The 25,059-nt window shown below is 64.8% G+C and carries 27 protein-coding genes and 1 tRNA gene; 20 read left to right on the top strand and 8 right to left on the bottom strand.

Annotated features, from left to right (window positions below; all coding sequences use genetic code 11):
* Positions 1–2 precede the first annotated feature (2 nt).
* The 6 genes from ACP16H_RS02455 (at position 3) to ACP16H_RS02430 (ending at position 2,301) form a co-directional block, all read left to right on the top strand.
* On the top strand, positions 3–182 hold the full coding sequence (locus ACP16H_RS02455) for a hypothetical protein (RefSeq protein ID WP_425070645.1): 180 nt from the start codon (positions 3–5) through the stop codon (positions 180–182).
* Positions 179–556: a hypothetical protein gene (locus ACP16H_RS02450; protein ID WP_425070644.1), complete on the top strand. Its 378-nt coding sequence runs from the start codon at positions 179–181 to the stop codon at positions 554–556. The genes ACP16H_RS02455 and ACP16H_RS02450 overlap by 4 nt, the downstream gene beginning before the upstream one ends.
* Before the next feature lie 10 nt (positions 557–566).
* On the top strand, positions 567–740 hold the full coding sequence (locus tag ACP16H_RS02445) for a hypothetical protein (RefSeq protein WP_425070643.1): 174 nt from the start codon (positions 567–569) through the stop codon (positions 738–740).
* Between the two features lie 68 nt (positions 741–808).
* A complete protein-coding gene (locus ACP16H_RS02440; protein WP_425070642.1) occupies positions 809–1,309 on the top strand; it encodes a hypothetical protein in 501 nt (166 codons plus the stop codon).
* Positions 1,310–1,405: 96 nt separating this feature from the next.
* Entirely contained in the window at positions 1,406–1,930 is a 525-nt protein-coding gene (locus tag ACP16H_RS02435; protein WP_425070641.1) for a hypothetical protein, read from the top strand.
* A 113-nt stretch (positions 1,931–2,043) separates the two neighbouring features.
* A complete protein-coding gene (locus ACP16H_RS02430) occupies positions 2,044–2,301 on the top strand; it encodes a hypothetical protein (RefSeq protein WP_425070640.1) in 258 nt (85 codons plus the stop codon).
* Here the strand turns inward: ACP16H_RS02430 and ACP16H_RS02425 are convergent.
* Positions 2,298–2,531, bottom strand: a complete 234-nt coding sequence (locus ACP16H_RS02425; protein ID WP_425070639.1) for a hypothetical protein — start codon at positions 2,529–2,531, stop codon at positions 2,298–2,300. The genes ACP16H_RS02430 and ACP16H_RS02425 overlap by 4 nt on opposite strands.
* A 23-nt stretch (positions 2,532–2,554) precedes the next feature.
* Here ACP16H_RS02425 and ACP16H_RS02420 point away from each other — a divergent pair, with 23 nt between their 5' ends.
* The 9 genes from ACP16H_RS02420 to ACP16H_RS02380 all read left to right on the top strand — a co-directional run bounded on the left by ACP16H_RS02420 (position 2,555) and on the right by ACP16H_RS02380 (position 14,631).
* Complete coding sequence (locus ACP16H_RS02420) at positions 2,555–8,047, top strand: phage tail tape measure protein (RefSeq protein WP_425070638.1); 5,493 nt, start codon at positions 2,555–2,557, stop codon at positions 8,045–8,047.
* The gene (locus ACP16H_RS02415; RefSeq protein ID WP_425070637.1) at positions 8,044–9,003 is read left to right on the top strand and encodes a hypothetical protein; all 960 of its coding nucleotides are present in this window, start codon (positions 8,044–8,046) and stop codon (positions 9,001–9,003) included. Before ACP16H_RS02420 ends, ACP16H_RS02415 begins: the two co-directional genes overlap by 4 nt.
* On the top strand, positions 9,000–9,641 hold the full coding sequence (locus ACP16H_RS02410; RefSeq protein WP_425070636.1) for a hypothetical protein: 642 nt from the start codon (positions 9,000–9,002) through the stop codon (positions 9,639–9,641). Before ACP16H_RS02415 ends, ACP16H_RS02410 begins: the two co-directional genes overlap by 4 nt.
* A gap of 34 nt (positions 9,642–9,675) precedes the next feature.
* Positions 9,676–11,535 (top strand): hypothetical protein, encoded by a 1,860-nt coding sequence (locus ACP16H_RS02405; RefSeq protein WP_425070635.1) that lies wholly within the window; start codon positions 9,676–9,678, stop codon positions 11,533–11,535.
* A complete protein-coding gene (locus ACP16H_RS02400) occupies positions 11,532–12,287 on the top strand; it encodes a hypothetical protein (protein ID WP_425070634.1) in 756 nt (251 codons plus the stop codon). Before ACP16H_RS02405 ends, ACP16H_RS02400 begins: the two co-directional genes overlap by 4 nt.
* A gap of 242 nt (positions 12,288–12,529) precedes the next feature.
* Positions 12,530–12,958 (top strand): hypothetical protein, encoded by a 429-nt coding sequence (locus ACP16H_RS02395; protein WP_425070633.1) that lies wholly within the window; start codon positions 12,530–12,532, stop codon positions 12,956–12,958.
* Positions 12,945–13,229 carry a hypothetical protein gene (locus tag ACP16H_RS02390; RefSeq protein WP_425070632.1) on the top strand — a complete coding sequence of 95 codons (285 nt, stop codon included), beginning with the start codon at positions 12,945–12,947 and terminating at the stop codon, positions 13,227–13,229. Before ACP16H_RS02395 ends, ACP16H_RS02390 begins: the two co-directional genes overlap by 14 nt.
* Positions 13,230–13,446: 217 nt before the next feature.
* On the top strand, positions 13,447–14,247 hold the full coding sequence (locus tag ACP16H_RS02385; RefSeq protein WP_425070631.1) for a lysozyme: 801 nt from the start codon (positions 13,447–13,449) through the stop codon (positions 14,245–14,247).
* Between the two features lie 153 nt (positions 14,248–14,400).
* Positions 14,401–14,631, top strand: coding sequence for a hypothetical protein (locus tag ACP16H_RS02380; protein WP_425070630.1), 231 nt, complete (start codon positions 14,401–14,403; stop codon positions 14,629–14,631).
* Positions 14,632–14,713: 82 nt separating this feature from the next.
* Here the strand turns inward: ACP16H_RS02380 and ACP16H_RS02375 are convergent, their stop codons facing one another.
* The 5 genes from ACP16H_RS02375 to ACP16H_RS02355 all read right to left on the bottom strand — a co-directional run bounded on the left by ACP16H_RS02375 (position 14,714) and on the right by ACP16H_RS02355 (position 18,067).
* Entirely contained in the window at positions 14,714–16,390 is a 1,677-nt protein-coding gene (locus ACP16H_RS02375; protein ID WP_425070629.1) for an SNF2-related protein, read from the bottom strand.
* A complete protein-coding gene (locus tag ACP16H_RS02370) occupies positions 16,387–16,749 on the bottom strand; it encodes a hypothetical protein (RefSeq protein ID WP_425070628.1) in 363 nt (120 codons plus the stop codon). Before ACP16H_RS02370 ends, ACP16H_RS02375 begins: the two co-directional genes overlap by 4 nt.
* Positions 16,750–16,775: 26 nt before the next feature.
* On the bottom strand, positions 16,776–17,303 hold the full coding sequence (locus tag ACP16H_RS02365) for a hypothetical protein (RefSeq protein ID WP_425070627.1): 528 nt from the start codon (positions 17,301–17,303) through the stop codon (positions 16,776–16,778).
* Between the two features lie 127 nt (positions 17,304–17,430).
* On the bottom strand, positions 17,431–17,733 hold the full coding sequence (locus tag ACP16H_RS02360; RefSeq protein ID WP_425070626.1) for a Gp49 family protein: 303 nt from the start codon (positions 17,731–17,733) through the stop codon (positions 17,431–17,433).
* 133 nt (positions 17,734–17,866) lie between these two features.
* On the bottom strand, positions 17,867–18,067 hold the full coding sequence (locus ACP16H_RS02355; protein WP_425070625.1) for a hypothetical protein: 201 nt from the start codon (positions 18,065–18,067) through the stop codon (positions 17,867–17,869).
* 110 nt (positions 18,068–18,177) lie between these two features.
* On the opposite strand from ACP16H_RS02355, the gene ACP16H_RS02350 reads away from it, so the two are divergent.
* The 4 genes from ACP16H_RS02350 (at position 18,178) to ACP16H_RS02335 (ending at position 21,576) form a co-directional block, all read left to right on the top strand.
* Entirely contained in the window at positions 18,178–18,663 is a 486-nt protein-coding gene (locus ACP16H_RS02350) for a hypothetical protein (RefSeq protein WP_425070624.1), read from the top strand.
* A gap of 14 nt (positions 18,664–18,677) precedes the next feature.
* A complete protein-coding gene (locus ACP16H_RS02345) occupies positions 18,678–18,851 on the top strand; it encodes a hypothetical protein (RefSeq protein ID WP_425070623.1) in 174 nt (57 codons plus the stop codon).
* 333 nt (positions 18,852–19,184) lie between these two features.
* Positions 19,185–19,279, top strand: a tRNA-Val gene (locus ACP16H_RS02340).
* A gap of 107 nt (positions 19,280–19,386) precedes the next feature.
* Positions 19,387–21,576, top strand: coding sequence for a DKNYY domain-containing protein (locus ACP16H_RS02335; protein WP_425070622.1), 2,190 nt, complete (start codon positions 19,387–19,389; stop codon positions 21,574–21,576).
* Between the two features lie 3 nt (positions 21,577–21,579).
* Here ACP16H_RS02335 and ACP16H_RS02330 read toward each other — a convergent pair whose 3' ends face one another.
* On the bottom strand, positions 21,580–22,887 hold the full coding sequence (locus ACP16H_RS02330; protein ID WP_425070621.1) for a four-carbon acid sugar kinase family protein: 1,308 nt from the start codon (positions 22,885–22,887) through the stop codon (positions 21,580–21,582).
* Positions 22,884–24,140 carry a ribulose-bisphosphate carboxylase large subunit family protein gene (locus ACP16H_RS02325; RefSeq protein ID WP_425070620.1) on the bottom strand — a complete coding sequence of 419 codons (1,257 nt, stop codon included), beginning with the start codon at positions 24,138–24,140 and terminating at the stop codon, positions 22,884–22,886. The genes ACP16H_RS02330 and ACP16H_RS02325 overlap by 4 nt, the downstream gene beginning before the upstream one ends.
* Here ACP16H_RS02325 and ACP16H_RS02320 point away from each other — a divergent pair.
* Positions 24,130–25,044 carry a phosphogluconate dehydrogenase C-terminal domain-containing protein gene (locus ACP16H_RS02320; protein WP_425070619.1) on the top strand — a complete coding sequence of 305 codons (915 nt, stop codon included), beginning with the start codon at positions 24,130–24,132 and terminating at the stop codon, positions 25,042–25,044. The two genes, ACP16H_RS02325 and ACP16H_RS02320, sit on opposite strands and share 11 nt — an antisense overlap.
* The last annotated feature ends 15 nt before the right edge of the window (positions 25,045–25,059 follow it).

Genomic DNA, 25,059 nt, shown 5'->3' with positions numbered 1-25,059 from the left:
GCATGGCTCAGAAGGTCACGGTGCAGTTTACGGTCTCGCGCATCCGTGCGCGCATCGGGGCAGCTCTGGTGTTCGCGGTGGGCACTCTCGTCGAGGCTGGTTTGCTGCGCTACGAGACTGCCGAAAGGCTGGTGGAGCGGCTGGCAACGTGGGTCGCACACAGCGTTCGGATCGTTAAATGACCACTTCCACCGCCTTTCAGGCCATGGTCCTGCACCTGCTGCAACTTGATACCGACGCAGAGTTCATGATCCCCGGCGGGACCGCCAAGAGCCTGCCGCGCTACTGGGCGCAGAACGCAGGGGCAGGGGTCCGCACCTTCGACCTGGGCGGCGCCGTACAGGCCGATGTGGCCCTTCAGGTATCCGTTGAGACCGATGCCAGCGACGACGCCACGCAGAACGAGGCCATGGTTGCGGCGCTGGAATCGCACTTCCGCCCCGGCACGCGCTTTGGCGGCGTGACCATCATCGAGCCGCCGAGCCCACGCCCCGCCATCCTGGACGGTGGCGTCTACTCCGTCCCGGTCATCATCCGGGGCCGAACCGTCTTCTGAGGAGACCACCATGAGCGACAACCCCACCACCGCCCCGGCGGAACCCGAAGCTGTGACCGAAAAGCCGAAAGCGCCCAAGGCACCGCGCCGCGTGACGCTGACCCACCCCAAGATGAAGGGCGAGGCCAACCCCATGTCCGACGCTCTGGAGCCGTGGTTCGCCGCTGGCTGGGTCCGCAAGTAATCCCACGCCCGCCGGGTTGCGCGGGCACCATCAACGCCCGATGAGGGCCAATTACGGAGGCCAATCACATGGCAACGAAGAACCACATCGGGAAGACGCTCTACGTCGCGCAGGCTCTCCCCGCCACCAACAACGCGGCAGGCTTCGAGGCGCTGACCTGGGTGCAGGTCAAGGGCATCCAGACCCTTCCCGTCCTGGGCGTGACCCACGCGACCATCGACGTGCCGGATCTGGCCACGGGCTTCACCATCGCCGTCAAAGGTGCGGCGTCCGGTCAGGACACCCCGTTCACCTTCCGCGATCTCGGCACCGGCACCCTCGACGCGGGCCAGGCGGACGCCATCGAACAGGCCAACGACGCACAGGGCCTGATGTCCGTGAAGATCGTGACCGGCAGCGGCACCGACAGCGGCGACGGCCCGGCGCCCGTGACCGGCGATCCGGTCGAGTACGCACAGGGCTTCGCCCACAGCTACGTTCCGAACACCGGCGACACCAGCGGGCACGAGGGCGGCTCCGTCACCTTCCGCCAGAACAACTTCACCGTTTCGGCCACCGAGCCGGCGTAATCCCGCGCGGGATAGGGGCGGGATGCGTTCGTGGTCGCGCCCGCCCCACTTCATCACCACGACCCACGACCACCACAATCACGAGGAAAGACCACGATGGATTTTGGACAATTCGACCAGCGCGCAAAGGCCGAGGCTGGCGTCATGGTGCAGCTGCACCAGCCCTACGACAAGACCGCCAAGATCGAGGACGAGAACGGGCCCTGCGGATTCATGGTTCGCGGTGTCGCCGCCAAGTCGGTGCAGGAGCGCCTTGCTGCCCTGCAAAAGAAGGCTGGCAAGGCCAAGGACGGCGAGGATGAACAGGCCGTTCTGGAGCGCATCCACGAGAGCCAGATCGAAGCGGCGATGGGCTACATCATCGAGGCGGTGAACATCTCGATTGCTGGAAAGCCGGTCGCGACCGCAGAGGGCATCCGCGCTGTTCTCGGCATGACATTCCCCGACCTTCGCCTGGTGCAGGATGAGAACGGAAAGCAGATCTACCAGTCGGTGAAGAACGACGATGGCGAGTGGGTGGGCGTGCCCAAGTTCGAAGTGGCCAACGACACCTTCGCGATGCAGGTCATAAAGGCCGCCGAGGATGGTGCACGTTTTTTCGGGAAAACCTCGGCAGCCTGACGCTCTGGGCCGAGCAGCTCGGGTTCCTGCGGGCACCCATCAAGGAGAAGTCAGGCGACAAGACCGTCTGGAAGCCGTCGCGAGCCGATGGCTTCCTTGACCGCAAGACCCCGGTGCCATTGCCTCTACCGCCGATTCCAGACGGCGGCGGCTACCTGATCGACGCGCTTCTCGCCCTCGGCCCGACCCGCTCGGAACCCATGGGCGGGGCGCGACCCACTGACTGGCCGGAGATTGCGCCATTCATGCAGGCAACACGGCGCATCACTGAGCCGTGGGAGGCCGAGGTTCTCCGGGATATGTGCGAGGCTTTCTGCGCGGGGCTGAGTGCCGGGGAAAGCCCCTTCGCGGATTATCCGTGGGATGGTTAGCGCTTCCACACCGGGCGCAGCGCCCAGGTCAGGGCGAGGACGACGAAAAGCGGGATGAAGGCGACCGGAATACGGCGTGAGAGTTCACCGCGAAGCGCAGCGCCGAAATAGTCCGCGCCCCAATCAGCGCGCATCAGGTCGGTGATGAAGCCGAAGAAAAACCAAGCCGCCCACAGTCCGGCCAACCCGATCAGCAGCGCCATCACTCGGCCTGTCACCGTTCCCAACATCTTCAACCTCCTGAGGTACGCCGATGGATATAGCACGCTTAGGTATCAGGATCGACAGCAGCGGCGCAAGAACCGCTGAACGCGATCTTGACCGTTTCGCGCAAGCGGGCGGGCGGGCCGAGAAGGCCGCGCTCGGGATCGGGGCGGCGATGCGCAACGCTATGGGTATGGCGGCGGCGGCATTCGCTGGGGTCAACGTGGTTTCGACTATCCGCGATTTCGAAGCGGGCATGGCACAGGTCAAGGCGATCAGCGGGGCGACTGAGGCGCAGTTCAAGAGCCTGCGCGACATGGCAAAAGACCTTGGGGCTACCACGGAATTCACCGCCACCCAGGTAGCCGGTGGGATGAAGTTTCTCGGGCAAGCTGGCTTCGACGCGGCAGAGACCCTGACGGCCATCCCGACCGTGCTGGACCTTGCCACGGCTTCGGCGGTGGATATGGCGACGGCGGCGGACATCGCGTCAAACATCCTTGGCGGCTTCGGGATGGAGGCGAAAGACCTCACCAGCGTCGCCGACAAGCTGGCGAAGACCACCAGCACCAGCAACACGGACCTCGTGCAGCTTGGGCAGGCGCTTTCCTATGCCGCGCCCCTCGCATCGGCGGCGGGCGTCAGCATCGAGGAAAGCGCGGCGGCAATCGGCAAGCTGTCCGACGCAGGTATCCAAGGCTCCCGCGCCGGCACGTCGCTTTCCGGGGTCATCCGTCGCCTGCAAAATCCATCCAAGGGCGCGGCGGATGCGATCCGCGAAATGGGCTTGACCATGGAGCAGGTTGACCTCAACGGCGAAAGCCTTGCCGAGGTCATGGCGCTATTTGCCGAAAAGGGTTTGGACGCGGCGACGGCGGCAACGATCTTCGAGGCGGAGGCCGCACCGGGCGCGCTGGTCATGGCGAAAAACGCCAAGGCCATCGGTGAAATGGCTGCAGGGCTTGGGAGCGCGGACGGCGCGTTGTCTGCGATGACCAAGACCATGCGTGGCACCATCGACGGCAGCTTCAAGGGGCTGGGTTCGGCGGTTGAGGGCCTGATCATCGCTCTCGGGGACGCAGGGCTTACCTCGGCGATCAAGGGCACGGTGGAGGCGTTCACGTTGCTGATCCGTGGCGTCACGCAAATGCCTGACCTCGGCGCTGTTGCCACAGGATTCGGGCTTGTCGCCGCTGGCGCTCTGGCCATGGCATCCCCGCTTGTTGCGGCATCAGCTGCGATCACCGGACTCGCGGCTGGGGTGGCTTTCCTTTACCAGAATTGGGATACATTCGCCGCATCTTTCCCCGGCATCGCTGGCGCGATCTCCGGCGCGGTGGACGGCATTCGTTCGGCATTCTCCTACATCGGCGAGCGCGCACGCGAAGCCATGGCCGGGATAAACGCGGCGTTCGGCGGTGACGACGGCGCGGCGTTGAAGCTGTACCTTCAGGCGCTGGCGCTGGATGCGAAGGCGTTCGGCGCTGATCTGGTGGCATCTATGCTGGAGACCGGGCAGAGCCTCGGCGAGGCCATCGGTACGTGGTTCGCCGGGATTGACTTCGAGCAGGCGGCCATCGACGGCCTGACGGGCGTACGCGACCTGATCAACGACCTGACCGGGATCAACGTCGCGAGCGATGGCGAGATTGCAGGTTTCGTCTCTGATGTCGCTGACGCGGTGAACAAGGTCGGCACGGGCGCAGGGGCCGCGATGACGGCCCTCGGGGCTGGCCTGAGCGGGTTCCTGAACGCATTCGACGGTGCGTCGGTATCCCGTGACCTGATGAACAGCATCGCGGGCGGCGTGTCGGCACTCGGCTCGGCCATGCAGGGCGTGAACGCGCTGGTCGGGATGAAGCTCGCCAGCATCGGGGCCGGGCTGAAACTCCTGTTCTCGGCCTTCACGGGCAATGGTGACCCCGACGCATTCGGCAGGTGGGTGGCGGGCCTCAGCGAGGCAACGCTGATCGGGATGGGCACGGCGTTTGAGGGGTTCGCCAAGGGCCTGAACGTGGTGGTTCAGGCGGTCAACGGTTTCGCAGGCGGCGATTGGGATGGGTTCAAGGTGGCTCGGAAAGAGTTCTCCGAGTTCCTGTCGATGGACGGCGAGAACCTGATGCGCATCAGCGCCGCGCAGGCCGCAGCCTTGACCGGCAACCTCAAGGGCGCGCTTGAAATCCTTCAGGGCATCAAGGAAACCGCCCCGATCACCGCACAGGAAATGTCGGCTGCGGCTGACAAGGTGCTGGCGGAGATGAAGCCGGGACTCGGGGCCTACGCCGATTTGCAGAAGGCCCTCTCGGACTACGAGCAGGGTGTCACCGACCTTGAAGCTCTGAAATCCCGCGTGGAGACCTTGCAGTCGGACAACGGCGGGATCGCCAATTCCTTCATGCAGAGCGTGACCAGCGACAACGCCTCACAGTCGATCAACGATGTGCTGGACCTGATCAACCGGGTGGACGAGACCGCGACCACGGCTGCGGCGTCCATGCAGAACATCACCGGGGATGCAGCGGCCCAAGTGGCCAGTGTCTCCGAGTCCGTCGCGAACATCGGCACCGCAGCCGAGACGGCGAAGGCGAACCTTTCGGCGCTGGAATCTGCGGCACAGCCGATTGCGACGGCGGTGCAGAATGTCACCACCACGGCGAACGCCTCGCTCGATACCCTTGTCACCGACATGGGTGTCAAGGGCACGGCTGGCATCACAGCCCTTGCCACTGGGATCTCTGGCGGTGCTGGTGCGGTCGTCTCTGGGGTCGAGGGCGTCACGCAAGCGGCACTGGCAGCGCTGGCCGGGTTCGCCTCGCAGATGGAGACGGCGGGACGGCAGGCGATGGACGGCCTCGCGGCTGGTATCGTGGCTGGTGCGGAGTCCGCGGCGAAGGCTGCGGCGGATGCAGCAGCTGGCGTGATCAAGGCAACGAAGGACGCGCTGGATATCCGCAGCCCGTCGCGGGTCATGGCAGAGCAGGGCCGGTACGCGGCGGAAGGTCTCGCGCAAGGCATCGAGGAGGGTTCCGGCGGTGTCATCGCGGCGACACGCAAGATCGCCCAGGCGGCGCGTGACGAGGCGGCTACCCTGCGTCTGGCTGCTGACACACGAATCGCCCTTGCCACCACGCAGACCACCGCCACGGCTGCGATCAATGCCGGGACCACGGCCATGACGAAGGCTGCGCAGGCGGCTTCATCCCACGCGGCGGCGGTCACGGCATCGGTGGGTGCATCCAGCAAGGCAGCAGCGGCCAAGGCCAAGGAGGCAGCTGCAACTCAATCCGCCATTGCCGGCCTGATCCAGCAGACGGAGCGTGAACGGGCGCTTATCGGTCTCGGGCAGGAGGCGCAGCGCGAGCTTCAGGCCCGCTGGCGCATCGAGGACGCGCTGAACGCCGACAAGCTGAAATGGAGCGAGCAGCAGAAGCAGGGCCTCGTTGACCAGATCACCCTGACGCAGCGTCTCGGCGAGGAAGCCAAGGCCGCAGCGGCGGCGCAGAAGGCGGGCGTCCAAGGTCTCACCGGCCCGATCTTCTCGGGGCTGCAAAACGGCGACCTGACCAACGTCGGCTCGCAGATCATGGGCAACGCGCGGTCCAGCTTCTTCTCGGGCGTCCAGAACTGGATGAACACCGGCAAGGGCGGCTTCCTCGGGCTGGGCACGGCGTTCAAGTCGATCGGTTCCGGGACGCTGGGCGGAATCGTGTCCGGCATCATGCCGATTGCCGGTCTGATTTCCACGGCGGTGAACTTCTTCAAGACGACGAAAGAGACCTTGGACCAGGGCGTCAAGCTGACCGTCTCGGGGATAAACGCCAGCCTGGAAAGCTGGGAGACCGTCCGCAAGACGCGGTTCATGGGCCTGTCGTCCAAGGTGTCGACGCACTACGACCCCTATGTCGGTGACACCACCGGCCTGCGTCTCGCGGTCAAGGGTATCCAAGACGGCGTGATCGACGCGGCCGAGGCGCTGGGGATCGGGGCGGAAGCCTTCGACGGTTTCGCGTACAGCGCCAAGGCCAGCGCCAAGGGCGGCGATGCTGCGGCTGCGCTGGAAGCCGAGCTAGAAAACATGGCCGATAAATTCGCTGCCATGACCCCCGGCCTGTCCAAATTCGTGCGCGCTGGCGAGGGTGCTGCCGATGCAATCGAGGCGATGGCGGGGAGCCTGAACGCCTTCAACGCGGTCATGGACACCCTCGGTCTTCAGGTCGCGGATGCAACGCTGGCCTCTGGCGACATGGCGCGGGCGATCGGTGAAGCGATGGGCGGTATGGAGGCCTTCGCCGACGCCGCCAACTTCTACTTCGACCGGTTCTACTCGGACGCCGAGAAAATGGTGGTCTCGGTTGAGAGCCTGACCAGCATCCTGACCGACGCGGGCGTGACGGCGATTCCGCGTACCGTCGCGCAGTTCCGCGAGTTGGTTTCGGCCATGTCCGACGCGGGCTTGCACGAGGCCGTTGCCGCGCTGATCTCGGCGGCCCCGGCGTTCTCGGACGTGACGGATGGCATCGAGGCGACCTACAACGCCACGGCCAAGATCATCGATAACACCTTGCGCGACGTGGAGCGTGCGCTGTCACGGCTGGATCGGCAGGGAGAGGCCAGCGCGCAGGCGTTCGCTCGCTCTCTGGCATTCCTCAGAGCCGGGGATACCTCCGACGCTGACGCGCTGGGGCGCGCCCTGGACGGCATCAGCGCCCTGTCCGAGGACATGTTCGGCAGCGCGGCAGACTACCGCCACGCGCAGAACGCCAGCCGCGCCGCGCTCGAAAACATCCAGTCCGGCGGGGAAACCCAGCTGGACCAGCTGAAGGCCATGGTGGACGGCCTGTGGTCTGTCGACGAGGGCGTAACCTCGGTCGCGCAGGGCATCGCCCTCCTGACCGCGCAGATCGCGTCAATCGGCGACGGGACGTTCGACGTCAACGGGGCCGTGGCCTCGGCAGGTGTCATGGCGCAGATCAACGCGGCACAGCGCGAGCTTGCGACCTTGATGGGGCAGGTGGCGCCCAGCCTCTTGGACGTGAACCACGTCAACGACTCCGGCGGCAAGGAGCATGCCCTCGAGTTCTCGGACGGCTCCCGGCTGCTGGTGACGTCTGGCAGCAAGCGCAACGACACGCAGGTTCTGAACGACGAAGCGGGGACCATCGCGGCCTACATCGCCACATGGCAGACGACCCGTGACGCGCAGGCCGCGGCTCTGCGGGCACAGATCGAGGCCCTTGGCGGTATCCCGGCCTATGCCGTGGGGACCGACTTCCACCCCGGCGGTCGGGCTCTGGTCCACCGTAACGAGGTGATCGATCTGCCGCGCGGATCCCGTGTCCATCCCGCCCGCTACACCCCCGACCTTATGGGCGGAAGCGACGATGTGGTGGCCGAGCTGCGGGCGCTTCGCCGTGAAATGCAGGACGCGGACAAGGAACACCGCCGAGTCCAGTCGGCCATGTTGCGGCGCATCGAACAGCTCGCCCGCGTGCAGGACGAGTGGGACCAGATCGGCCTTCCGGCAGAGAGGACAGAAGCGTGAAGATCATACCGCTCTATCCGCTGATCGACAGCGACGTGACCGCGACCAGCATCGCAGAGGATGACGCGCCGGAATGGGATGTGGGCACTACCTACGACGCAGACGAGGACGTCATCAGCGCCTCGACGCATTGGGTCTACCGATCCGTGCAGACGGCGAACACCGGCAACGACCCAGAGACCGATGACGGGACGTGGTGGACGCCTGTCGTCAAGACCGCGCCCTATCGCCCCTTCGATGGCGTTATCTCCTCGTCCGTGTCCTTCGCCGGGCCGGTGACGATGACCATAACCCCGCGCAGCGTGATTTCAGCCTTGGCCGTGTTTAACATGGGCGCGTCTTGCGTGACGCTCGAAGTCGCCACACCCGTGCCGACTTCGGGTTACAGTTGGTACGACTTCTATTTCTCCGAGCCTGACGGGCGCGAGACCTTCTCGCAGACCGTCGAGATGATCGACATCGGCGCCCATGTTTACGACTACTGGACGTATTTCTTCGGGGACTTGAGCGCGACGACGACGCGCGAGGCGCTGATTACCGGATTCACCGCGTTCCCAGGGCAAGAAATCCGCCTGACCTTCGGTCGCGAGGGGGAAACCGTCGAGATTGGCGAAATCAAGATGGGCGTCCCCCGGTCCCTCGGCACCACCATCACCGGGACCGAAAGCGAAATCCGCAGCTACACCCGCGAGACGGTCGATGACTTCGGCGGCGTGTCCCTGCTGAAACGAGCGCCCGCCCGTCCGATCACCTTCGAATTCGCCTTTCCCTTCGAGCGCGAGGGCGATGTGCTGGGCCTTCTCACGCGCATGGAGGGGCAGCTTGCCCTGTTCTACGCCGACGACGACCTCGTGGGGCGCGGCCTCATGACCCTCGGATATTACACCGAATTCCGCCTCCCGCATGAGGCGGCGGGCGTCACGAAAACAGCCCTGACAGTAAAGGCCGTGGTATGACTCTTGACCTCTCATCCGTCCCCGTCACCGATCCGCCGGACCCCAACGACCGCGACGGCTTCCAGGCTGCGGCAAGCGCGTATTTTCTGAGCTTGATTGCGAGGATTGAGTTTCTTGCCGCCGCGACGGGCGAGGACTGGCTTGACGGCATGGTGGGCAGCGAAGGCGGTGTGCAGGGCTTCAATGCCAACCTTGCCGCGCTGGCGGCCCTGACGCTCGCTGCGGACAAAATACTCGGGACAGACAGCAGCGGGAATCCCGCGCAATTCGATGTAACCCCGTTCTCCAAGACCCTCCTTGACGATGCGGACGCGGGTGAAGCGCTGACCACGCTTGGGGTTTCGACGTTTGCCAAGACCCTCCTTGACGACGCGGATGCTTCCACCGCGCGGGCCACGCTCGGGGCGGGACCCCAGCCGACTACTTCGAGCAGCGTAGGGCAGATCATCAACATCAACACGACCGGCGTTGATTACAGCCTGCCTGCGGGAGGGACGTGGTTCTACAGCTACACGGGCTACACACCTGCGGGGGCGGCTTACACCCAGGATACGAGCATCGTCGCGGGCGGCACCGTGATTTTCCCCGGCGCGGGAAACACCAACGTCGCGCGCGGTTTCGCGCTGCGCACCAATTGAACGACCACCCTAAAAAATTGAATTGAGGTAGACCATGGCACTCAAGCCCACCCTCACCACGCCACCGACTCCTCCGAGCCTTGAGGATTCGGCGGCTGTTTTCCGCACCCGCGCCTCTGCATTTGTCGACTGGCAAGTGGAGCACGCCGGGGAAATGCAGGAGGCCGTTGACTACATCGAGGCGGCGTCCGACGCCGTCGAAACCCAAGCGCAGGAAGTCGCCGACACCGTAGCTGCGGTTGGTGACCTTGGCGCGGCTGTAACCGCCGCAGCGGGGTCAGCAGAGGCTGCGGCGGGCAGCGCCACGACTGCCGGGGAGGCGGCAACAGCAGCGGGTGAAGAGCGCGCCCTCGCACAAACTGCCGCCGCGAACGCGCAATCATCCTCCCGTGCTTGTGCGTTGTGGACCACGTTGCAGGGCTTCACTGGCACTGTGAACGGCGAGGGCGCGACCGTCCTTGACACCGACACCGGGACGCATTCGGCAGCATCGGCCACCGGGTACGATGGGGCGACGGTGGACAATGCGGGGCGGTATTCGTGGAACGCCACTTGGTCGCGCTGGGTGCGGATCGGGGATAACGCCACCGTGTCTCTGGACGACGCCGCCCTGACCGGGTCCAGCACGGCGGAGGATTTTGCGGTTTCCGGTAATTTGACCGTTGACCAATACAACATCAGTTGGCGGGCTAAACGAGACGCCTACTTGCAGACGGCGCGGGAGTCCCGCGTGTCACTTCCCAAGGCTGCTGTTGTGCTGCTTGTTGGACAGAGCCTCAACGCTGGCCGTGGCGGGTCTATCGTCAAGACCTCATGCAGCGTCAATGCGCTCATGTTGAACGGCGGCGCGCATGTGTCCGCCATGGATTTTTGGCCTACCAATGTGCAGCATTGCATGGACTGGAACGAGACCACCAGCGCCGTGACGCTGGCAGAAGGCGGGGAGGGCCAATCCCCCTGCGTCGGCATCGCCTCTACGCTTCTCGGCGGGCGGTTCGAAAAGGTCTATATTTGCTCTGTGGCTGTTGGCGCACGGTCTGTTGCAACCCTGTCTGCGGGTGGTCCGCTGGCAAATGCAGACGCGGCATTCACCCGGCTTGTTGCACTGGCAGTTGCAGACGGCTACGACCCTGAGTGTTTCGTATATTGGGCGCATGGTGAAGCGGATGCGGCGGCATCTACGGCTGAAAGCACGTATGTCACCCGCGCGGTATCTCTATTGACAACATACCAGATGTTTGCCCGCCGCGCGATGGGAAAGCCTCACGCCGCTGTTCCTGTAGCTATTACCTACCCGGCAGAACACCAGTATGGTGACGATGAAACGGCCATCAAGGACGCGCTGCGGAGTGTCGCCAAGCGTGTTCCCGACTGCATTGATCTTGGCTCTATCTATCAATGGCCCATGGAAACTGACCTCGTGCATCCGACGCCTGCGGGATATGTGATGCGTGGGGAAATGGTTGGGCGGGCATTCCGTGATGGTGCGCAACGGGCGCTTGAAATCACGGATGCAACATGGGACGGCGCGACGACTGCTGTCATCACCTTCAACCAACCGATCACGCGGGACGCGACCTTGGGCAAGGGTAGCGCTCTGAATGGAGTGGATGGGTTCCGGTGGTTCGACAACGGTACCGAGGTTACGATTTCCGGCGTGGCGTTCTCGGGCTGGCAGGCCACGCTGACGCTATCGACCACACCAATCGGTACCACGGCACAACAGGTCATCACCATCGCTTGTCAGGACAACACGCCCAACGGCACAGTGCCGGCTAATATTTCCGGCTCCAACGTCCGCGCGGCTGTCGATGGCTGGGTGAGCCTCTACGATCCGACGTATACCAACTATCCTTACGCCTCCCCCGGCTCTTTCGAGGTACGTGACGCATGACACCTGAGATTTTTGATATCCCAAACTACCGCGCGGGGTTCCGTTTCTCTGATGAGAGCGAGGACTATTACAACGGCTCGGACACATTCCACGATCTGGCGGGGTATGGCCCTTTTGCGGCGCTGGAAATTACCGCCGGAACGCCTGCTTTCGTCACCGACGCCAGCGGGCAGCGCGGCATGACGCTGGACAATACGTGTCAGGGCCAGTTTCGCCAGCCCATCGCTTGGGAAGGCACGATCATTGCCATCATGAAGGCGTCAATGGGGACAAATGGTTTTCTCTATCCGCTAATTTTTGGCGGGTCTGGACCAATTGTTAACAACGGACGGCTGCAAGTGCAGCGGATTAACTCGGCATCGTACCGATACCAGTTTTCATCGGCAAGCGCCTCACAATTCGGTGGGGTGAATACAGCGGACAGCAACGTGATTGCGGTAGCCCTTGGTCTGTCGCAGGAGACCCGAGAGGGATACGGCACAGAGGATGGCACGACCATCACAACGACAACGGCTATCGCAGACGATAACTTTGGCAACAAGGTGTCGCCAGCGTTTTACACCGGGCCAACGTTTGATGGTCATTTTGTGCGCTTCGGGAACCTGTCCGGAACGTTGGCCGATACCGTCGCCACGTCAAACACCATGACGATTTTCGAGGCGCATTTCTTCGGCGGCAATCCGATCATCGACAGTCCAACCGAGGTGCAGGCCGCGCTGGCGGCGCTTCGGGCGCGGTATGGGGTGGCGTGATGGGGCAGACCCGCGCTGTGTGTATCATCCTATCCGGCACGTCAGAGCATCTACGGCGGGGAGATACGATCGTCTCGACAGAGCCGCCCAAAATCTGAAGCGCCACCGACGCGGGCGGCAACCCGCGCCGATGGCTACCACATCACGCCAACAGGGGGCGCAACATGGTTAACGAGGTAATGGCCGGGGATTCCGGCGAATTTTGGGCGGTGCCGCCGCCGCGAAAGAATAAGGAGGCCCGCGTGCCATATTCCCGCAAGTCGATGCACAAGGATCGTCGCATCGAGTGGTGGTTTGCCACAATCACCAACCTGTTCGGTTGCTTCCTGCTGGTCCCTGCGGTGAGCATGGACGCCAAGGCCTTCGAGGCGCTGATCTCATGGATGCCAGAGGCGGCTTGGGGGTTCTTCTTCCTCGCAACCGGAGCGATCCACGTCATCGCGCTGAATATCAATGGGCGGGCGTGGTGGACGCCTTTGACGCGGACGCTGATGGTGGCACTGAACACCTTCATCTACGCCGCTTTCGGGGTCGGAATCTGGGTAGCCGATCCATGGTCGACCGGGGTGTTTACCTACCTGGTCGGGATCTGCGGCGCGGCCTCGATCTGTTTTTATGGTGCGGTAAGGGACAGCGTGCATGCGCTGGCGGTGCGGAATGCAGCTTCCTGATCCAGATACTATCAATGCACTCGGGGTCGCAGTCCCTGCTGTCATCACGGCACTTCTGGGTGGTCTCGCCGCGCTGGCTGTAAAGCGACAGAAACGCGAGGACTCCGGCGGTGTCACTCGGGAGCCGACCGCGACGGAAGTGCTGGCCGAGTTGCGGCGGGGCTTCGACGCCAACGACCGCCACCATGCTGAGCGCGAGTCAGAGGCTGACAGAACTCACGAACTGCTTATCCGCATGGATGAGCGCACCATCCCGCCGGGGCGGCGCTGACCATGCGCCCGGTCCATTGCATCGAGGCGGCCAGCATGGCGGCGATGTACGTCGGGTCGGGCGGGATGCTCCAAATCAGTCTCTGCGCGTGCGCTTGGCTGATGCAATGGCGGATGTGGATCGCGGTCTTCGACCTCGCGTGCCGCCCTTACGAACCACACCACACCAGGGCCAGCTTTGCCCGGTGCTTTCCTCCTGACACCTGAGAGGTGATGACATGCGACTGATCAAGAACGCGCGGGCCGTGGCCCTGCGCGCCTTTTCCATGTGGTGCAACTATCTGGGCATCCTCGCCCTGATCGCGCCCGAGCTGATCTTCTACACGACCGGGCGTGATACCAATCCGCACCTCTGGTGGTGGCTCGGCCTCGCGCTGATCGTGGCTGGCATCGTCGGGCGTTTGCTGGATCAAGGCGGGCTGGACGGCGATCCGAGCACGCGCTGGACATCGCCCATCGCTGTGATCGCTGCTTTGGCGCTCATGGGCCAGTGGGGGCAGGCGGTGGACAGCACGCCCGCGATTCCGGCCGATCCGCCAGTGGTGCAGCTGGTCGGCCCGCCGTCCGACGCCGCTTTCCTCGCTGTCGCGGTGCCCCTGGTGGGCAAGTGGGAGGGTCTGCGGCTGGAGCCTTACCGCGATATCGTCAACGTTCTGACGTGGTGCTACGGCGAGACGCAGGGGACGCCCAAGGCCAGTTACACCAAGGCCGAATGCGATGCCATGCTTGGGAAGCGCATCCTTCAGTATCGCGCCGGGATGCACAAGCGCTACACGCCCGAAACGCTGGCCCGCCGCCTGACCGCTCAACGGGACGCTGCGCTGTCCTCGGTGGCCTACAACGTCGGTGTTGCCGGGTTTGGCGGATCGACCTCGGTGAAGCGGCTGAACGCGGGTGATATTGCCGGATCATGCGAGGCGCTGACCTGGTGGAATAAAGCGGGCGGGCGCGTCGTGCGCGGCCTCGTGAACCGGCGAGCGGAGGAATACGACCTCTGCATGTTCGGGGTCAGAGGGTGACCCGTGCCGCGCCCTACCTGATCGGCGGCCTGTTCATCGCGGGCCTGATCCTCGCGCTGGTCCAGTCTGTAGAGCGCCGGACGCGCGCCGAGATCGACGCGGAAGGCGCCGAGGGGCGCGTCACCAATATCGAGGCTGCACAGGAGATGCGCCATGAGACCGACGATCTGGCGGCTGATCCTGCCGCTCTTGGCGCTGAGTTGCGTCGCAGGCTGCAAGTGGAAGATCCCGGCCCCCGCTGACGACGCGCTGTTCCGGGACGTGTCCCGCCGCCCACCTGACGCTGCACCGGCCACCATCGAGGCGCTGACCGCAGATCCCGCGTTCGGTGCTTGGGTGGTCTACCAGGACCGCGCCTGCGACCGCTGGGGCTGCGCGCAGTAGCCCGCCCCCCGCCGCACGACAAAGCCCGCCTCGGTTCGCGCCGGGGCGGGCTTTTTGTGTTTCAGGGGTCGGGTTACTGGATTCAGGCTACAGGCTCAGTCTCCCGCGCCAGAACGAGGCGCGCGAGTTCCTTGATCCTGCCTTCGTTGATCGGCGTGGCCTCTCCCATTCCACCATATGGATTCAGGATACCATGGCTCTGAGAGGCCTTTAGGCCCAGCGTTGCCATGATCGCCGGATCGGAGCCGCCGTCCGTGTGTAGATAGTGGGCTGTGACAGGTCGCCCTTGCCCACGGCGATGCAAGCGTCCGGTAAACTGCGTGTGGACCTGGGGCGACCAATCCAACTCGGCGTATACGATGTGCGCTGCGCGCTGCTGTAGGCCGTCCAGACCGGCCCCCGCGCGCAGCGACATGAGCATGACGTTAGTCTCACCGCAGACGAACGACGCTTTTGACGCCTTCTTTGCAGCCGCGCTCTCGCTTCCAGTGAACATGACAGGTTTCAGGTCCGCCAGTCGTTCATTCAGGATGCGATAGACCTCTCGGTGCCAAGCGCCTACCAGGACAGCCTCCCCTGCCTCCGCCAAGGTGCGGACGTACGCGGCCACGGACCGTGCCTTGGCGATGCCAGTCTCTTGGCGCATCAGCATGTCCAATTCGCGGGCGGCTTGACCGCGATCATGGAACCCGCCGGACAATACACGCTGCGCCAGCCGACGCTGTAGATCCCGGTCGGACATCACAGCACCATCGTCCCACTCGACTTCAATCACGGTTTTAGAAAGCGCGGGCAGCGTCGCGGCGACCTCGGCGTCCTCGTGTGTGCGGCGCAGGGTGATACCTTCTTCTTGCAGGTATGCGCCCAAGGCCTCGGGGTCTTTCACGATCCAATGGGTGCCGTGCGTCGTGCACCAATTGATCTGAAATTCCATCCACGACCCAAGTGCGCCTGGGGCGATGCACTCGACAACGTTGAATATTTCAGACCCGTAATTGTAGATTGGGGTAGCAGTCAGCCCCATCCGGTTCTCTACTGCCTCGCAAATCGAGGCAGCGGCGCGGCCCTTATCCGTGGCTTGCCCGTGCCGCAGCTCTTGAATTTCATCGAAGATCACCGTCTTGATTCCCATCGGTTCGATCATGTCCACCCACGCGCTGATGTTGCTGTACCGGAAGACGTAGATGTCTGCGGGCGGCAGCCGTCTCGCGTTCCGGTCCTTGACCTCGACCGCCCTAAGGTGGGTGAACCTTTCGATGTAGTCGATCACCCACTGTGCAGACAGATGAGGCTGAACCACCACGGCGGCGGGCAGCCCCCAGCCGTCAGAAATAGACGCCAGAGCAGATACGGTCTTGCCCAGCCCGACATCATCAAGAAGAAGTAGCCGACCGGTAGCGCGCAACATCTCGGCAGCGCGCCGCTGATAGGGAAGGGCAGACTCACCATCCTTGAAACCCGAGCGCACGGGGGGCGAGTAGGTTTCATCTCGCAACGCCTCGATTTGCGCCTGACCGCGCCGGTATTCCCGCAAGCTGGTATTCAGACGACACTCGGTCTCGTGATCCATCGACAGCGGGAACCGCTGCATGAACCATTCAAGATCAGCCGCGATGTCGGGCCGGTCCCGCAGATGGAAGGGCGGCACTGTTCCGGTAGGGATGCCTTTGAACACGTCCTTGAACCGGATCGACACGTGCGGTTTCAGGTCCGCAACTACCCAGCCCGTTGTGGTGCGTATCAACCGTCCGTTGCTCATAGCCATCCCCGCGACAAATCGACGATCGTTAGCGGCTTTCCTCCGACCTCTTTGATGTCAGGGAAAGCTGTCCCGGTGACCAGCACTAAGGCCGCAATTTCCGGCAGAGAGGAGTACCGTTCCAGTTGCCGCCATATATCGCGGCGGCTGTGCCCCACCTTGACCTCGACGCCCACAGATCCGCTTAGGATGTCGATGCGCTCGGATGCGGTTAGCCTCGCCTCGTTCACATGCTCGATACCGGCAGCGGTTAGGGCGGCGCTGATCGCACGATGCGCCGCACCCTCAGTCGTTACGTTCACACGGGTGCGACTGATCGTTGTGGCGATGCAGCGTGCAAGGATCGCAGGTTCTGTCATTTGCGCTCCGGTGGCGGTTGTTGGATTCAGGCGGCTTTCGCCGCGTCGATGTTCTCGCGTGCCACAGTGAAGGTGTAGGCCGCGACGTGCGGGTTCACGTCCCAGCCATAGCCGCGCTCTGCGTTCAATCCGTCCCACAGCGTGCGGAACCAGTCTCGCGGGTTCGCTCCGTCCGCCATGTTGGCGTGCGGGCATCCTTCGGACATGGCGTCGCCGCGGCTGATGTCCTGGAGCCACTGCACCCGTACCTCGGTCACGGTCAGCGTCAGCCGCGAGTAGGCGCGCGGCATGTGGATGGAGGGCTTGAAGGTGTCCACGAAGGCATCGCAGGCCCTGCAGTTTCTGGGCAGGTTGATGAGTTCCTTGTGGTTCACGCAGCCGCATTCCGGGCAGTAGCCGAAGGTCTCCCGAACCCAAAGGCGGTCCCCGCGCCGAAACCTCGGCGCCTCGAACGCATCGCCCTTGGGCTTCAGCACGCGCCTGGTCTGGGTCTTCAGATCGTAGAAGATCGCGCGCACCATGGGGCCGCTGAACAGGATCGGTTTGTCGGGCATAGAGGCTTCCTCGGCGGTTGTTGGACTGGTGGCCGTCTCTCCGGCCTGTCACGGTCATGCGTCCGACGCCACCGTCGCTGCGCTCCCCGGGCCGCATTCCCGCGAAGGCCTGCGCCGTGGGATGGGATCAGGCCGCCAGCTGGTCGCGCAGGCGGAACCCGAGAAACGGCCACAGCTTTTCGCGGGCGTTGGTGCGCGCGATCTTCTTGCCGATCTCGGCGTCGAAGTTCTCTGGGCTGGCGCAGGCGCTCTCGCCGGTCACGGTGAACCCGTTGCGCAGCGTCAGGCAGCAGACCGTCAGGCATGATCCCGGGAAGACATGGTAATCCTCGGCAACGATCTCGGCGTCCAGGTCGGCGGGCGTGATGCGCGGCGCTGTCAGGCCCTTCTCTTTGATTTCGGCCTCGATGGCCGCTTCGTCTTTGCTCATGGGTATCTCCTTTCTGAGCCTGTTGATTGTTTCCGGAGGTCCGAGCGCATCATCCTCGGCGCTGCATATCGGGCAGAAGCCTGCACATTCTGGGTGGTGGCACGCCATCGGTGCTTCCTCGGCGGTTGTTGGATCAGAAGTCCGGTCCGGTGTCTTCCGGCATCGGGAACGTGCGGTGGAACATCCGCGCGGCTTCGGTGCGCGCTTCCTCCACGTCGCTGAAGGCGCGGACGTAGAGGGCGGTGTGGCAGTGTTCCGCAACCAGCACCGCGCCACCGTCTTTCATTTCGTCCAGGTGAACACGGCTCGGGTGGACGGTCTCGGGTTCGGACATGGGGTCTCCGTTTCGCTGATGCTTTCTTATCGAATACAGAAAGCATATTCCGTTGACCGCTGCAAACCCTTTCTGTACGGATACAGAAAAGCGACAGAAAGCGGGACGGCATGGGCGACGGTAAGGAAGCGGAGCACTTCAACGGCAAATGGGCGGTCGTGACCGTCAACGAGCGGCTTCCGTCGAAGGGTGAGCAAGTTGCCCGCGCCCGCGCCTGGGGCGTGAACGAAAGCATGATGGGGCCCCACGACATCAGCGCCCTGATCCTCGATGACGTGACCGGCGTGCGCACGACCAACTGGCCGTCCAAGCTGCCAGAGCGGGAGCGGTTCCTCGAGGTTATGGGCGAACTGCTGCCCTCCGGGGATCAAGTGTTTTTCGCCACGCCGCTGTGCATCGGATTCAGCCAGGATCACGCGCGACAGGTGATCGAACGGCTGTGGTCCTGTGGTATGCTGGTCTACGTCCACACGGTGCGCGGCAACGGCCAGGCGCTCTATGCCGAGGGCGACGACATCACGGAGCTGCTGGAAATGGTGGCGCAGGAGCAGAACAAGGCCTCGGTGAAGAAATACCGCGCCGCCAAAGTCCAGTAAGGGAGGCCCATCTGATGAAATGCACCGGATCGCCGGACCATTATGCCAAGTACACCAGTCCGCTCGGTACGGTGCATGAGTTTTGGGGGCCGGATTGCTGGCAGCGCGCCGTGGCCTTCAAGGCCGATCTGGAGGCGGCGCTGCAGTCGGCCACCACATCGACACCTGCCGACCGTTCCACAGGGTGACCGTCACCCGCTCCAACTCTTGTTCTCTGTACGTTCGCATGGCATCGGTATCGCTGATTCCAGTTGAGACGAGGTGAACATGCCCTGGCCTTCTATCGTACCACCTGACCTTCGCCGCGCCCTTGCCGACCTCGAGGGGATGCGCGATCCCGCAACGTCACAGGACCGATGGCAGGTTGTCAAAGAGTGGTTGGAGCGGCACCAGATCACTGCGCCGGACGGGCTTCCAATGGAGGTGGAGCGGCGACCGGATATGGATCAGTGAGGAGCAGAAAACGGTTCCCAGATTCCCGGTCTGTTCCGGCCTTTTGCGGGCCTATCCGCGAAATCGTTGGGAACACACTTTAACTGAATATCATATGCTTAGCCTATATGTGGCTTCGTTTACACCGAAGATGTCGGGGGTTCGAGTCCCTCACCACCCACCATTCCACCTGCATATGATGTCTTTTTCTGGCCACGTCGTCCGGGCGCCCTTGCGCGTTGCGGCAGCCTGTCGTCAGAGTAGGGCGGCGCGTGACTGTGAGGGGTGTCAATGGGTTACGAGGTGGCTGAGAGCGCGGTGCGCTGGAAGGGCAAGGCGGTGAAGGGCGCGGATGCGGCGTCGTTTGTCGTGCTGTCCGACAGTCTGGCACGCGATGCGCGCACGGTCTGGATGTCGGGCCGCGCGGTCAAGGCGGATGCTGCCAGTTTCGAAGTGCTGTCAGAGACTTACGCGCGGGATCGCGACGCGGTCTATTGCATCATGGCGTCGAAGCTGAAGCCCCTGCCCAGGGCGGACAGCGCCAGTTTCGAAGCGGTTGGCGCGCAGTTCGGGCGCGATGCGGGACAGGCGTTCTTTCGCGACAAGGGATTGCGGTTGTCGAAGGGCGGGGCCTTGGCACGGTTGCGGTCTCTGGGCCACGTCTATGCGACGGACGGCGCGGTTTTGTTCTTTACCACCAAGGCGGTGCAGCCCCCGGTCGCGGATGTTGACTGGGCTTTGGCCGGGCTGAAATGGCTGGAAGAGGATGGGTATGACATCAACCTTCCGCCACTGATCCTTGGGGATGGGGCGCGGGTGTGGTTTCACTCAGGGATCGGGACAGGGGCCGGGGAGTGGGCGGCCTTGGAGGGGGCGTCTTTCGAGGCGGTGGAGCCTGTGCCGGGGGTGCCACCGGGCGATGCGGCGTTTCTGCGGGACGAGGCGCAAGTCTGGTTCCGCGACGGGACGCGTTTCGATGGGGCCGATCCCCGGCAGGTGACCCAGTTGGGCAGCGTGATGCTGCGCCAGTGCGACCGGATGTGGGTCGGGGCAAGAGCGCTGGATCTGGAACCGGACAAGGTGCGCTGGATCATGGCCCATGGCACGGGATCGCCCGAGTATTATCGCGGGGATCTTGTGCATCTGGGCGACCGGGTGGCGGTGCTGGATCCGTCGAAGGGGATGCTGGAGATCGCGCGGGCGCAGCCGGAGGCGGGGACGCTGGACGAGATCGCGGGGCTGGCCTTGCGCCCGTTGCTGGCGCGTCTGGTCACGGCCTTGCAGAGGTTTCTGCCGATCATCACCGCCCCGGGGGACATGGCCGAGCCGCTGGCGGGGGACCTTGCCGAGGTGCCCGGTTTCGATCTGCGGATCGAAGGGCGCGAGGTCGTGTTGGCGCTGGGGGATGGCACGGTGCTGCGCCAGCCGGTGACGTGCTGGTACACGCTGGGCTGCCATCTGTGGTGTCATATGCACGGGTTGGAGGCGCAGGTGGTGCCCTTCACCGCGGCGGGGATCGTGCTGCCGCGCGGGACCGAGATGGCGCATATGCTGCTGCATCCGGTGCGGCTGGAGATGTGGCGGCTTGCGGCAGCCTTGTTCCGCGGCGGAGTCGGGGCCGGGGCCAAGGATGAGGCGCATCTGCTGGCGCATGACCTTCTATTCCGCGAGACGGGGCCGCACGCATTGGCGCGGCACCCAGAGTTGGTGGCGGCGCTGGCCGGTTTGCCGGGGGCGCTGGCCGAGGAGGTGCGGTTCAGGCCACCCCGGCACGGGTTCGACGTGACGACGAACCTTGCCGTGGCGCGGCTGATCTTGCGCGACGGCTGGCTGGAGGCCGAGGACCCGCGCGACCGTTTGGACGTGGCGGGCGTGCTGCATGGGGCGCTGATCGCCACGGACAAGCGGGCCGTGTTCCTGACAGAGATCCTGCCTGCGGTGATGGCGCGCTTTGCGGTGGAGCCCGTGGCAATGGTGCGCGAGCATCTGGGTTTCGTGCTGGAGGCGGCCTGTATCGGGGGACAGGTCGATTTGGAGGTAAGCCGGATCTGTCACGGCGCGCCGCTGTTGGAGGTAATCGACTTTTGCCGGACGCACGGTCTTCACACGCGGTTCAACGACGCGCGGCGGGTGGAAGTCTTGTGGTCGATGGACCGCGTCGCAGAGGGCGATGCGGCGGCGGAGGCCCTGGTCGCGCGGTATGGCGATGCGGTGGCCTGGCCCGGTGTCTACGCGCATCGGATCGGCTGGCGGACGACGCGGCTTTGGCTGCTGGGCGCGCGGACGCGGGTGAACTGGCGGCCATCGGGCTGCGCGGATCGGGCCGAGGGGCTGGCGGTGCATGGCGCGCGGTTGGAGGCGATGGGGACGACACTGGCCGCGCTGATGGCGGAGTATGGGCCGCAGGCCGAGGCGTGGGACGAGGTCGTGTATCTGCGCGAGGAGATGGCCCGTTACGCGGCGGCGCTGGAAGCCTCGTGACGGCTACAGCCCGTCGCGGAGCGTGACGAAGTAGCTGTCCGATCCGACCTGACCGCCTTTCAGCGCGATCTCGAAGGGCGCGGTCCGGTCGCGGTGGGCGCGGCAGACCGGGGAGCCGGGGGTCTCGGGCAGCGGGCGGCGGAGCGTCAGGGCGTAGGTGTCGAGTTCCGACAGCGCATGGCTGGAGGTGTCGCCACCGGCCACGACAACGCGGCGCAGGGGATGGGTGGCCATGAGGTCATTCAACAGCTTGCCCAGCGCGCGGCCGACTCGGTCGTTGGCGGCGTCGGAGAGCGTGGCGGTGCTGTGGCCCTTGGCGGTATAGACCAGCGGGCTGGTGCCCGCGCGCAGGGCGGTGGAGGCCTGTTCGAAGGCGTCGGACAGCAGGCTTTCGGCGCCCTGACCGCTGGCAAGCGCCGTGTAATCCAACGCGATGCCGGTGAAGCCATGGGCCAGCGCGGTCTCGATCTGCCGCCCGGTGGTGGGCGAGCAACTGCCGGAGACGACGGCGATGGCGTGTTCCGGACCCAGCGGTTCCGGCGCGGGCGGCGTGGGTAGGCGGCCCGTGGCGCGCCATGCCTGGATCAGGGCGTATTCCACGCCGGAGGACCCGACGATGAAGGGGCCGGTGTCGGACAGGGCGTCCTCGACCAGATGCCCGGCGCGGGTTTGCGAGGCCGCGTCCCAGACGTCGATCAGGGTCAGCACGTCCCCGGCCGCGCGGCGGGCGTGCAGGGCGTCGAGGGGTGTCGCAGCGAGCAGAGTGTCGGGGTTCAGCGTGCCGGTTTGCAGCGCGGTCTGCGCGGCGAGGTGGCGGCAGACGTCGGCCTCGGCCATGGGGGTGGCGGGGTGGCGCGACATGACCGGGTGACGGTCGATGCGGTAGGTGTCGGTCTGGTAGCTGGCAAAGAGCGTGCCGAACATCGTGTAGCGGCGCAGTTGCGGCGCGCCGACGACGATATGGGCGTGCGTCTGGTCGAAGGCGGCAAGGCCCAGTTCCGTGGCGCGGCCGATGTTGCCGATGTGGGGCGCGGAATCGAATGTCGAACAGGTCTTGTAGTGGCAATGCCGCGCGCCCAGCCCGCGCAGCCATGCGTAGATCGCGGGGAGGTTCGCGCCCATCCAGTCGGGCGACTGGCTGCGGCTGGTGCCTGCGAGGCCCACGGCGCGAGCGTCGGGGAAGGCGGCGCGCTGCGCCTCGGTCGGCAAGCGGGTGAAGAGGACGGTGGGCAGACCGTTGGAAGACAGCGCCTCCATCACGTCGGTGGAGCCGGTGAAATCGTCGCCGTAGAAGCTGAGGTCGAGGGTCATCTCAGTCGCTTACCAAAGGCGGCGAGGGCGGCGGCCAGTTCCGGGTGGTCGCGGGCGTGGTCGGGCAGGGAGCGACCTGCGCGGGTGGCCTCGGCGGCCTGACGCATGGCGGTGACGCCACCTGCAACGCCCATGGGGTGGCCGATGATGCCGCCTCCTGCGCAGATCAGCACGTCCTCGGACCCGGCGGCGGCGAGGGTGCCGGGGATCTGAAGCGGCGTCTGGCCGGAGGAAAACACCGGCATGGCCTGCATGGGGGCATCGTCCCACAAGGGCGTCAGCACGGCGCGGGCCGAGGCGGCGACCGAGGCGTCGGGTTCCGAGAACTTGTTGGCCAATCCGTTGACGTGCAGGTGATCGGCCCCCGCCAGCCGCCAGACCTGCTGCCAGACGGTGTAGTCGATGCCCATGTCGGGCGAGCGTTGATACAGCCCCCAGCCCGCGCGGTGCGCGTGGATCGGCAGGTCGGAATGGCGGCGCAGCGCCACCATCCCGGCAAGGCCCACGCAATGCATCGACACCATGACACAGGTGCCGCCCGCCGCATCGCGCACCAGATCGTGGCCGCGCCGCATCTGGTCCAGATCGCCGGTGATGTTGAAGGCCACCATGGGTTTCTTGCCGGTTCGGTCGGCGTAGGCGTTGACCACCTGCATCACGGCGCGGACCCGGTCGGCCAGCGGGCATGCGGGGCCATCGGCCTGAAGCTCGTCATCCTTGATGAAGTCGATGCCGCCCTCGATCAGGTCGCTCACCAGCGCGGCGGTGGCCTCGGGCGTGAGACCTACGGAGGGTTTGATGATGGTGCCAATCAGCGGGCCTTGGGGAACGTTGGTCAGGGCACGCGTGCCGGTGGTGCCGAAGGCGGGGCCGGGGTTGGCCCGCGCGAATTCCGGCGGGAGCGAGAGGCCGGTGAGGCGCAGGGCCGAAACCTCGGCCAGCTCGAACAGGTTGCCAGCGATGGTCGCCAGCAGGTTCGGCAGCGAGGGGCCGAGGTTGGCGAGCGGCCACGAAATGCGGATGGTGCCGCGTTCGTACCGGGTGGAGGACAGGCGGCAGGGCAGGGACGGCGTGCCGCGCACCTCTTCGACCGTGACGCTTTCGACCATCGCACCGGAGCGGGCGCGCAGGTCGTCGGTTTCACCGGGAAGGCGCAGGAAGGTGCCGGAGGACTGCTCTCCGGCGATGACCTCGGCGGCCTTGGCCAGCGGGACCGGGCTTTCGAGCGTGTAGTCGGCGGTGATGCGGGACATGGGGCCTCTGACTTATCATCTTGTCATACAAGTTGATAAGGTGATACGTGAGAGGAAATCAATTCCCATTCGGAGTGACGGCATGAAAATCGCGCTGATCGGTGCTGGCGGCAAGATGGGGGTGCGGCTGTCGCTGAACCTCGCGAAATCGGATCACGAGGTGGCCCATGTGGAGGTCAGCGAGGCCGGTCAGGCGCGGCTGCGCGAAGCGGTGGGCGCGGACTGCGTGCCGCTGGCCGAGGCGCTGAGCGGCGCGCAGGCGGTGGTTCTGGCGGTGCCGGACACGCTGATCGGCAAGGTGGCGCAGGGGGTGGTGCAGGACCTCGACCCGGGCACCATCGTCATCATCCTTGATGCGGCGGCGCCCTATGCGGGGCACCTGCCCAAGCGCGAGGATATAACGTATTTCGTCACGCATCCCTGCCACCCGCCGATCTTCAGCGACGAAGAACGCGAGGACCGCAAGGACTACTTTGGCGGGATCAGCGCAAGGCAATCCATCGTCAGCGCCCTGATGCAGGGGCCGGAGGAACATTACGCGGCGGGCGAAGAGATCGCTCGGGTCATCTGGGCGCCGATCCTGCGGTCGCACCGGGTGACAGTCGAGCAGATGGCCCTGCTGGAGCCGGGCCTGTCGGAAACCATGTGCGCCACGCTGCTCAAGGCGATGAAGGACGGTCTGGACGAGGTGGTGCGCCGCGGCGTCGACCCGGTGGCGGCGCGGGACTTCCTGCTGGGGCATATGACCATTCTTGCGGCAGTCACCATGAACGAGATCGACGGAGTCTTTTCCGATGCCTGCAACAAGGCTATCGAGAACGGGTATCCGCAGATCCTGCGCGATGACTGGCTGAAGATCTTCGAACCCGAGGAAATCGCCGAGAGCATCCGCCGGATCACCTGAGACCTTTTGGGGAGG

The sequence above is a fragment of the Sagittula sp. S175 genome (assembly GCF_049800975.1).
In the GTDB taxonomy this organism is placed as follows: domain Bacteria; phylum Pseudomonadota; class Alphaproteobacteria; order Rhodobacterales; family Rhodobacteraceae; genus Sagittula.
The sequence above is the reverse complement of the archived record's forward strand: the minus strand, read 5'-3'. Positions and strand labels throughout refer to the sequence as shown.

Bases quoted from the DNA above. Each gene is read 5' to 3' on its own strand.
- ACP16H_RS02330 (WP_425070621.1), bottom strand. From the start codon at position 22,887: ATGACCCTCGACCTCAGCTTCTACGGCGACGATTTCACCGGCTCCACC.
- ACP16H_RS02420 (WP_425070638.1), top strand. From the start codon at position 2,555: ATGGATATAGCACGCTTAGGTATCAGGATCGACAGCAGCGGCGCAAGA.
- ACP16H_RS02435 (WP_425070641.1), top strand. From the start codon at position 1,406: ATGGATTTTGGACAATTCGACCAGCGCGCAAAGGCCGAGGCTGGCGTC.
- ACP16H_RS02320 (WP_425070619.1), top strand. From the start codon at position 24,130: ATGCGGGACATGGGGCCTCTGACTTATCATCTTGTCATACAAGTTGAT.
- ACP16H_RS02335 (WP_425070622.1), top strand. From the start codon at position 19,387: ATGGGTTACGAGGTGGCTGAGAGCGCGGTGCGCTGGAAGGGCAAGGCG.
- ACP16H_RS02390 (WP_425070632.1), top strand. From the start codon at position 12,945: ATGCAGCTTCCTGATCCAGATACTATCAATGCACTCGGGGTCGCAGTC.
- ACP16H_RS02325 (WP_425070620.1), bottom strand. From the start codon at position 24,140: ATGTCCCGCATCACCGCCGACTACACGCTCGAAAGCCCGGTCCCGCTG.
- ACP16H_RS02370 (WP_425070628.1), bottom strand. From the start codon at position 16,749: ATGACAGAACCTGCGATCCTTGCACGCTGCATCGCCACAACGATCAGT.
- ACP16H_RS02445 (WP_425070643.1), top strand. From the start codon at position 567: ATGAGCGACAACCCCACCACCGCCCCGGCGGAACCCGAAGCTGTGACC.
- ACP16H_RS02380 (WP_425070630.1), top strand. From the start codon at position 14,401: ATGAGACCGACGATCTGGCGGCTGATCCTGCCGCTCTTGGCGCTGAGT.
- ACP16H_RS02440 (WP_425070642.1), top strand. From the start codon at position 809: ATGGCAACGAAGAACCACATCGGGAAGACGCTCTACGTCGCGCAGGCT.
- ACP16H_RS02400 (WP_425070634.1), top strand. From the start codon at position 11,532: ATGACACCTGAGATTTTTGATATCCCAAACTACCGCGCGGGGTTCCGT.
- ACP16H_RS02385 (WP_425070631.1), top strand. From the start codon at position 13,447: ATGCGACTGATCAAGAACGCGCGGGCCGTGGCCCTGCGCGCCTTTTCC.
- ACP16H_RS02450 (WP_425070644.1), top strand. From the start codon at position 179: ATGACCACTTCCACCGCCTTTCAGGCCATGGTCCTGCACCTGCTGCAA.
- ACP16H_RS02455 (WP_425070645.1), top strand. From the start codon at position 3: ATGGCTCAGAAGGTCACGGTGCAGTTTACGGTCTCGCGCATCCGTGCG.
- ACP16H_RS02350 (WP_425070624.1), top strand. From the start codon at position 18,178: ATGGGCGACGGTAAGGAAGCGGAGCACTTCAACGGCAAATGGGCGGTC.
- ACP16H_RS02410 (WP_425070636.1), top strand. From the start codon at position 9,000: ATGACTCTTGACCTCTCATCCGTCCCCGTCACCGATCCGCCGGACCCC.
- ACP16H_RS02425 (WP_425070639.1), bottom strand. From the start codon at position 2,531: ATGTTGGGAACGGTGACAGGCCGAGTGATGGCGCTGCTGATCGGGTTG.
- ACP16H_RS02360 (WP_425070626.1), bottom strand. From the start codon at position 17,733: ATGAGCAAAGACGAAGCGGCCATCGAGGCCGAAATCAAAGAGAAGGGC.
- ACP16H_RS02355 (WP_425070625.1), bottom strand. From the start codon at position 18,067: ATGTCCGAACCCGAGACCGTCCACCCGAGCCGTGTTCACCTGGACGAA.
- ACP16H_RS02375 (WP_425070629.1), bottom strand. From the start codon at position 16,390: ATGAGCAACGGACGGTTGATACGCACCACAACGGGCTGGGTAGTTGCG.
- ACP16H_RS02345 (WP_425070623.1), top strand. From the start codon at position 18,678: ATGAAATGCACCGGATCGCCGGACCATTATGCCAAGTACACCAGTCCG.
- ACP16H_RS02405 (WP_425070635.1), top strand. From the start codon at position 9,676: ATGGCACTCAAGCCCACCCTCACCACGCCACCGACTCCTCCGAGCCTT.
- ACP16H_RS02365 (WP_425070627.1), bottom strand. From the start codon at position 17,303: ATGCCCGACAAACCGATCCTGTTCAGCGGCCCCATGGTGCGCGCGATC.